Below are 3,117 nucleotides of genomic sequence, written 5' to 3' on the forward strand. Positions count from 1 at the left end.
AACAGGAAAGTTAAGCTCTACAGCGTCGATGGTACTGCACGGGGGACTGTGTGGAAGAGTAGAACGTTGCCAGGTAAGAAGATACTTAGTTTATACTAGGTATCTTTTTTTGTTATATTAAATTATAGTTAAAGGATAAAGAGCAACGTGTTGTTTTTCCACTGGGAGAGGCAAAAGATATAATATTCACTTTTCGTACAATTTAGTGAAGGTTAATCGAAGTATTAAAAATTGTCACGATGGATGTTGAACGTAAGAAGATACTTAGTTTATACTAGGTATCTTTCTTGTTAAGAAAAAGTAGCGTTTTAATATTCCGTTAAATTCTTTATACTAAGACGCAATAAAGAGTGCCAATAGATTAAACAGAGTTAGATAAATTCATTTTTTATTATATGAAATATATAAATAACAATTAATTTTTATAAGGAAGTAGTATGATAAAATGAAAATATATGGAAGTAAATATGATAATATGGTAAAATTTAGTGCGAGGTGATTAAAATGAAAAAAATATTAAGTATTATATCAATAGTAATATTTTCAGTACTATTAGTATCATGTGGTCAAAAGGATAATAAAATCACTAAGGAAAATATAAGTGCTACATTAATATGTCCAGATGGATTACCAGCAATAGCAATAAGCAATTTAATATCTGATGAATCAAATGATGAAGAGATTACTATAAATTGCTCTATAGAAAAGACAACAGATACGCTTTTATCAGAATTAATGAAGGGTGAGTCTGACTTGGCTATAGTTCCTTCAAATCTGGCATTACAAGCATATAAGAAAGATTTAGGTTATAAGATTGCAGGAACTATTGGATGGGGATCATTATATTTAGTGTCAACAGAAGAAGTAGACAGCTTATTAGATTTAGAGGGATGTGAAATATATAATACAGGAAAAGGTCTTACACCTGATATAGTATTTAAAGATATATTACAAAATAATAATGTTAATGAGAATAATATTACTTTTTCATATGTTGGAGCAGCATCAGAGCTTGCACCGTTGGTCATGAGCGGACAAGCTAAGTATGCAGTGTTACCAGAGCCGGTGCTATCAACTGTAATGGCTAAAAATGAAAATATAAAAATCATATGTAATTTAAATGATGAATGGAAAAAAGTACATGATGTTGAAAATGGATATCCACAATCAACATTATTAATTAAAGAAGAGTTTTATAATACGATAAAAGATTCTGGATTATATGATGAAATTATAAATAAATTTATTGAATCTGAGGATTGGGCAATAAATAATCCTGAGTTAGCAGCAGAACAGTGTGAAAAACTTGATATAACTGTAAATAAAGATGTAATTGATAAATCAATGAAAAATAGTAATTTAGCTTTTACAAAAATAGAAAATTGTGAACAAGAATATGAAACATATTTTTCTATTATAGATGAAAATAATAAAGGAGAAAATGGAGGGTATGACGCAATATTCATTAAGAAATAAAAAATATTTAATGATTTCTATTGCTGTGATTATATTAGTTTGGCAAGTGGTAGCTATTAGTTTTAATAATAGGCTACTTTTGCCTTCTTTTTTTGATGTTTTAAATGAGATGCATAGAATAATATCAAGAGAACAGTTTTTAAGGTTAGTATTTAATAGCATTTTTAGATGTATAAAAAGTTTTATAGTATCTATAATAATTGCAGTAATTTTAGGCATTGGGAGTTATTTTAGTAAATTTATATATAATTTTTTATATCCAATAACAGTATTTTTAAAGGCAATACCGACTATGGCATTTATAGTATTATTATTAATATGGACGTCTAAAGATTTTGCACCAACGATAATAGGTATAGTAATTTCATTTCCTATTTTTTATGAGGCAACTTTAAATTCATTACTTAATATAGATGAGGGATTATTACATATGGTTAGAGTTTATAGAGTATCAAGGAGTGATAAACTAAGATTTGTAATAATGCCTGTGATTTATATAGAAATTAAAAAGATATTGACTTCAACAATATCCTTAATATTTAAAGTTGTTATATCTGGTGAGGTATATTCTCAGCCACAATATGGCATAGGATCTAATATACAATTTGAAAAGATACAGTTAAATACTGCTGCAGTTATCGCATGGATGATTATAATAGCACTGATAGTTTGTATTTTTGATTTTATAATGGATAAGAGTTTTAATAAATGAGGTAAGAATGATAATAAAAAATATAAATTTTAAATATAATGATAATGAAATATATAAAAATTTTAATATAGAATTTAAAAGAGGAAAGATAAATTGTATTATTGGAAAGTCAGGATGTGGCAAAACAACGTTATTAAATTATATTTCTCAAAAATATTGTTTTGAAAATAAAAAAATAGCATTTGTTTTTCAAAATGATAATTTAATTCCTTGGGAAAATATATATGTTAATTTAAAAATTATTGCAAAACAGTACTTTGATAAAGAAAAAATAGAAAAAGAAATTGATAAGATTTTAAAAGATATTGGATTGATAGAATTTAAAAATAGTTATCCTAATGAACTTAGTGGAGGAATGAGACAAAGAATAAATTTTGCACGTGCGTTAATAGGAAGTCCAGATATAATATTAATGGATGAACCTTTTAAATCATTAGATATTAAAAGCAAACATGAAATGATTAACTTAGTAATGGAGTTAAGAAAAAAAAGTATAGTTACTATTATATTAGTAACACATAGTATAGATGAAATAATAAAGCTATCAGACATTGTGTATTTATTAGGGGGAAGACCGGTAAGGATATTGGAAACAGCAGAAGGAGTAAAGATAAAAAATATTGTAGAAAATTTATATAAATCTATTGACGAGTTTAATTAATAGTGTTAATATAAAACACGTCGCTGATGATGAAGTGGTTAAAAAACTTATAAAAATAAGTTGTTGACAACTAACTTTTGAAGTGATAAGATAGTCATTGTCAATTACGAGACATAACAAAAACTTTTAAAAAAAGTGTTGACATGAATCGTAATAAATGATAAGATGAGAAAGTCGCTTGAGGGCGACGAAGTAAATGGTCTTTGAAAATTGAACAGAATATAGTTAAAGTAAACCAGCAATTCTTTTGAGAGTCTTAAAACAAAGA

3 protein-coding genes are annotated in these 3,117 nt (G+C 26.4%); all 3 read left to right on the top strand.

The annotated features are described in order from the left end of the window. The first annotated feature begins 504 nt into the window (after positions 1-504). The 3 genes from ABUA17_RS18575 to ABUA17_RS18585 are packed head-to-tail and all read left to right on the top strand — an operon-like array spanning position 505 to position 2,849. Positions 505-1,476, top strand: a complete 972-nt coding sequence (locus tag ABUA17_RS18575; RefSeq protein WP_042403032.1) for a substrate-binding domain-containing protein — start codon at positions 505-507, stop codon at positions 1,474-1,476. Further along, entirely contained in the window at positions 1,451-2,188 is a 738-nt protein-coding gene (locus ABUA17_RS18580; protein ID WP_042403037.1) for an ABC transporter permease, read from the top strand. The genes ABUA17_RS18575 and ABUA17_RS18580 overlap by 26 nt, the downstream gene beginning before the upstream one ends. Positions 2,189-2,195: 7 nt before the next feature. Then, complete coding sequence (locus tag ABUA17_RS18585; RefSeq protein WP_042403041.1) at positions 2,196-2,849, top strand: ABC transporter ATP-binding protein; 654 nt, start codon at positions 2,196-2,198, stop codon at positions 2,847-2,849. Positions 2,850-3,117: the final 268 nt, after the last annotated feature.

Origin of the sequence: Clostridium sp. RTP31139st1_H3_RTP31139_211217, from assembly GCF_040227035.1 — a bacterium.
Lineage (GTDB): Bacteria > Bacillota > Clostridia > Clostridiales > Clostridiaceae > Clostridium > Clostridium saudiense.